General features: G+C 56.9%; 4 protein-coding genes. 1 reads left to right on the top strand and 3 read right to left on the bottom strand.

Translation table 11 applies throughout. The features are described from left to right. Window positions 1–261 precede the first annotated feature (261 nt). A complete protein-coding gene (locus tag AC04MI_RS23215; protein WP_143227265.1) occupies window positions 262–1809 on the bottom strand; it encodes a hypothetical protein in 1548 nt (515 codons plus the stop codon). Window positions 1810–1881: 72 nt separating this feature from the next. Then, entirely contained in the window at window positions 1882–2880 is a 999-nt protein-coding gene (locus AC04MI_RS23210) for a DNA-binding protein (RefSeq protein WP_099730251.1), read from the bottom strand. 90 nt (window positions 2881–2970) lie between these two features. On the opposite strand from AC04MI_RS23210, the gene AC04MI_RS23205 reads away from it, so the two are divergent. Further along, a complete protein-coding gene (locus tag AC04MI_RS23205; RefSeq protein WP_099730250.1) occupies window positions 2971–4167 on the top strand; it encodes a tyrosine-type recombinase/integrase in 1197 nt (398 codons plus the stop codon). A gap of 23 nt (window positions 4168–4190) precedes the next feature. Here the strand turns inward: AC04MI_RS23205 and AC04MI_RS23200 are convergent. After that, window positions 4191–5286: Shedu immune nuclease family protein (locus AC04MI_RS23200; protein WP_476498820.1), on the bottom strand; the 1096-nt coding region annotated here is incomplete at its 5' end.

Below are 5286 nucleotides of genomic sequence, written 5' to 3'. Positions count from 1 at the left end.
GCGTCGATCAGTTCATCGCTTGGGTCAATTCGACCGGCAGTGTCCCTGTCAGCAGCACAATTGCCAGCGGTGTACAAACTTGGCGCAGAATTGCATTCCCGTGAAAGTTCACTGGTTTTTAGAGGGCAAACCGGGAGACGGCCAGTTTAGGCTCATAAGCCTTTGGTTATTAATGAACCGCTTTCTATCCCGTCTCGCTTATTTGAATGGCGCGCCACCAATCGCCTTACCAGGGGCCCTACTGCCTAGGCTTCTGGCGTATCACTGCTGTTCTTCGAAGAAAGTTTGGCTTGTGAAGTTGTCCGCCATTTCGATTCGCAGACGAAAGTCAATGCTCTCCTTCTTTTTCTTCGTGCTCAGGATATGCAGTTTCACAGGCGAGTAATAGCTTGTGGTCGGAGGGACTTCGTATTCCTTCCCATAGATGGTGACCATGGATGCGGGTTCTTTCTGCTGCAGAACTGAAAACTCTCCGTTGCGCACGACCTCCATCAGTGACTTACCCCCGTCAGTACACGCGACAGTCATCGTCGGTGAACCGGTGATCTGAGAGCGCTGGTAGGAGAGCTTGCCCTCAACGATATCGCTGACTCGCGCCAGGGCCCGATGATCGTCTGTGGAAATGCTCTCGAAAATATCGATCGGCGCACTTTTCCTGAGGTATCTAAGCACATTTCTGGCTCGTCTGGCGTAGTGAGCAAATGCGAGGGTCTCGTTCATCGCCTCTATATGCTTTGGTATATGAAACTTCCCCGCTGCAGCTTGATTTCCATCGACTTCCAAGACGAACGAAACAGACGCGGATGGATCAAGAATTGCTTCAAGCAGGTTGATAAAGACGTCCAAGTAGGGAGGGTTGGCAGCCTCTTTTCCTTGCCACGCTTTTAAGTTGGTAGTCAGAGTCGATACCGAGTGAACATCATTGCGATTCGTTGGGGTGAAAGCTAATTCCACGTCCAGAAGACCGCCACATCCAGCGCCTGCAAATCGGATTTGCTTGCGCCCAGCTGTTAGTTGACCACCAATGGTTTCAAAAATTGCCGGTTCGATCTGGGGCGCAAGTATCTTCAACACGGCTGGACGTGCCATCGGCATGATCGTTATCGATGCTAGGTCGGCATCTTTGTGCAGCACGTCGAAGATTCTTGATCCTTCAAACACGACCCCATCGAGTGGCAGCGTCGCTTCACGGCCCTCGTCAATGGACGCCTGAAGGCCCTTGCGCCAGACATCAGCCGATTCCTGTCCAATCTTGATGGAGAAAGACACGGTCTCTTTCGCGCCCACGGTAATCGTTGTGTTGCCACCCGAGTACGCCGTTGAAACAGTGAACCTTGGATCCACCGCTTCCAATTGATCGACCAAGGCTTTGTGCACGTTGCCTATGGCTTCTGGATAAAACCCAGGCGTTCGGGTGCCCATGGCCATGGCCGCCATGCGATAGATATCCTTTTCATCGGGAAGCCGCTTGCCTTGCTCCATCAGAGCCCTTGCCTCAGCCGATGTTTTCCATGCTTTGAGCGTTTCTGCAGGGTACGAGTCCGGATCTCGGTCGATGATCGTCGAGCATGTCTGGCATAGCCAGATGATGTTGCCAAAGCCGCGCCGGTCCTCTGCGGTCATTGCAGCGAGATAACGCGGCCCCCCAGGCGATGCCGCATGAATATGCGCGCCGACCCCCACATTGGAGAAGTCAATTTCGCCCACTGGCGCGGAGGTGGTGGCGCGGCAATCGGGATTGGAGCAACGACCCGCCACCCGCTGGTAAGCCTGATTCTTGGTCGGTTTCGTGAAGTCGTCGCGTGCCATTGGATCGTCGCTAGGTTGTATGCAGATACTGTGTGGAGCTTTTTCGCCGACTGGCGGCCGACGTGCAAGCAATCAATGGCCGTCCATCGGTTTTTTCTTGCGAGCGGGCCTGGGCGGCGGTTGAAACTGCGCCACCAATCCGCGCAGGGTGTCAGCCTCCGCTTTGTGCTGCGCCACTGCCTGCAGTGCCTGCTGTAGCTCAACGCCTTGCAGTTGGTTCACGCGGGCGCTCTCGGCCAGCGAAGCCCGTGCGCTCTCCAGGTCTGCGGCCAATCGTGTCTGGACTGCGTTGGCCTCCAGGACCTTGGCATGGTGATCACGCTCCACTTCTGCGAGCTTGCCCCGCAGCTGCTCCAGTTGCTTGTCTACCTGCGTTCGAGCAGTGCGCTCCCGATCAATTTCACGAAGCGCGCGACGCTCGGCCTCGGCCGCACGGGAGGCCGCCTCATCGATGGCCGCACGCCCCTTGTCAAGTTCAGCACTGAAATGCTGCCTGCTCTTCGATTGCTCCAGCTTCAGCTCATCCACCTGCCTGGACAGCGCCTCACCTCGCGCTGTGCTCGCAGCGTGCGCACGCCGTTCTTGCTCAAGCTCTGCAGCAAGGGCCTGAGCTCGGGTCTCCAGTTCGGTGACTTTGGTCTGTGCGGTCTGTATCTGTGTCTCCAGGACGGCGCTTCGCTGCAGAGCCTCCTGCAGGTCTGCCTGTGCACTCTGGGCCTCTGCGTGTACCTCGACGCGCAGGACCGCTAGCTCCTCGCGTGCCAACTCCGTTGCCTGGGTCCACAGCACGCTGACCGCCTGGCCTGCGGCCTCTTTAAGCGCCTCCGGTAGATCGGGGTGATCGATCTCCACCCGAGCCTTGCCGCGCAGATCCTCCCAGAACTTGGCCAGCGCTTCGGCCGGGGCGCTCATGGAGCCCTTGCGCACATGCTGATAGAGCTTGCTGGCTGTGGGCGTGATGCCGTATCGGAAGAACAGCAACGCGCAAACCTCGCGGTACAACGCTTTCGTGTCGCTGAAACGCTCCCGCAGGGCCTCAACTTCGGCTTGGATTTCTGATTCTTCGCTCATTTTTAAATAATACAACGTACAACGTATGAATCAATGATTTATTTCCCAATCTCTGGACATAATTACTCTAATGTCCATAGAATTTGGCCCATGAGCAGTTTGACCATCGCACCGGCCGTTTTGGCGCATCTTGAGCCTTTGGAGGGCTTGGTGCTGCCCCTTCACCTGTCCGGAGAGCGTGGCCGAAATCGGGCCCAGGGCCTACCCCAGGTAGCGGCCAATGACGACCGCTCTGCAGTTTTGGCTTGGCTGGCGCGCTACAAGGATTCACCGGCCACGCTGGCCAGCTATCGCAAGGAGGCGGAAAGACTGCTGCTTTGGTGTGTGCACCAGCACGGAAAGGCCCTGTCCGATCTGACCCATGAGGATTTCCTGGTCTACGAGTCCTTTCTGGAAGATCCCCAACCGGTTGATCGATGGGTCATGCAGGTCGCGCAGAAGGCTCCTAGGTCCTCGCCCCACTGGCGTCCGTTCGCAAAGCCGCTGGACCGGCAGAGCCAGCGCCAGGCCCTGTCGATCCTCAACAGCCTCTTCAATTGGTTGGTTCAAGCCGGGTATCTGGCAGGCAACCCCTTGGCTCTGCGCCGCCGCAAATCAGTGGCTCGCCCCGCCAAGACCAGCAGGTTCTTGCCGCACGAACACTGGGCGCAAGTACGCGCAACGATTGAGTCCCTTCCCACGAGCACGCCTCGCCTCGCTCTCCAAGCGGCCCGATATCGGTGGCTCTTCTCACTCCTCTACATCGGTGGGCTGCGGATTTCGGAGGTCTGTAACAACTCGATGGGCGACTTTTACTGGCGACGGGGAGCCGACGGACGGGAGCGCTGGTGGCTGGAAATTCGTGGCAAGGGAGAAAAAACCAGAGTGATCCCCGCGACAGACGAGTTGGTCTCAGAGCTGATGCGCTACCGAAAGTCGAATGACCTGGGACCTCTACCTCATGAGGGCGATTCCTCCCCACTGCTCCTGCCGTTGATTGGTGGGTCTAAACCTATGGGACGCAGTGCGGTGCACGAGTTGGTCAAGACCATCTTCCGTGAAACCGCAGCCCGCCTGCGCGCGCTAGGTCCTGACCATGAGGCCGCTGCCTCTCATGTAGAGCAGGCCTCAGCCCACTGGATGAGACATACGGCGGGCACTCACCAGAGCGACAACATGGATCTCAAGGCTGTGCGCGACAACCTGGGGCACGCAAATATTTCTACCACCAGCATCTATGTGCACACGGAAGACGATGTGCGCCATGACCAGACCACAAAAGCGCACAAGCTGGGGTGGTCGGTTTGATCGCGAGAAGTTGATCCTGTCGTTCAGTTGCGTGACATGCCATAAAAAGGTACCTCATCGGGAACTGGTTGCAGGTGCTGCTGCAGATATTCGAGTTTCGCCAACAGTTCGTCAAAGGTAATCACCTCCACGTCCTTGCAGGCGTTGCGGAAAACCTCAAAACAACGCAGTTCATGCTCTTCAATAGGGCGTCGTCCAGCAAGCACAACGCATCTGACCACATCCGCCCGGGAGGGGCGCAGAGATGGGTTATCGAAAACATGTGTCTGCCACCGAGTGCGCAACTCACTTTGTTGATGCAGCACCTGGGTGATAGCGCCACTAAGTTCTGAATGAGGGCCGAAAACATGCGGTTTCCTGTACGGCGTGACAAGCATCAAGGGTGCATCTGGGGTTTTGATTTCCACAATGGCAAGCGCTTGACCTTGCTCCTTGAAGAGGAAGTCCCCAATCTGCGCGCCCGACCCTGTCAGGCCTGATCCTTGAGCATGAAACTGCGTGTGAGACAGTTCGACAGGTCGAGCAAAAGCCAAACTCAAGACGAATTTATGCTGTTCAAAGAAACGTTGCCAGAGGTGTTCACCGAGCTTCTTCTCCAGCATATCTCGGTACTTGCCGATCATCGCTGTAAGCGTGGCTCGCTCGATTTCCGCGTGTAGTTTCAAGAGCTCAGTAGGTGCCTCGGCCGCCAACTCATCGACCTGCTTTCGCACTGTCTGAACATTGGCTAGACGCTCCGCGCGCTCGCGACTGGAGGTCTGCGCGGCGCTTTCGCGTCGTACCCGCACCAAAGGTGGAGCAACCCGCTCGATCCGTTGGAACTTCTCGGGATTGATTCTCGTGAGCACGTCGTCATAAACGAGGCCCTGCTGGATCCTTTGGATCAGGCTTCGCCCACGGGTCTTGGTCCGGTTGAAGGCGCGGCGCAGGCTGTCCAGTTCACTCTGGTCGATAAACACCGTGCGCCCATCCAGGCGCATTTCTGTTTTTTTCCCAATGGTAAGAATGTCTGCTTGCTGTACCAGCGACAGGACCCGCCAAACTGTGTCGAGATCTTTGATAAGGCCAAGCCCGTCACCAGGCAGATCAAAAATGCTCGATGCCAGTCTTAATGCGACG

Source organism: Acidovorax sp. LjRoot204 (assembly GCF_056175785.1).
This window is presented reverse-complemented; position numbering and strand designations above follow the sequence as displayed.

What these genes read in the sequence shown, in the direction of transcription:
- AC04MI_RS23215 (WP_143227265.1), bottom strand. Translation starts at nt 1,809, where the DNA reads ATGGCACGCGACGACTTCACGAAACCGACCAAGAATCAGGCTTACCAG.
- AC04MI_RS23210 (WP_099730251.1), bottom strand. Translation starts at nt 2,880, where the DNA reads ATGAGCGAAGAATCAGAAATCCAAGCCGAAGTTGAGGCCCTGCGGGAG.
- AC04MI_RS23205 (WP_099730250.1), top strand. Translation starts at nt 2,971, where the DNA reads ATGAGCAGTTTGACCATCGCACCGGCCGTTTTGGCGCATCTTGAGCCT.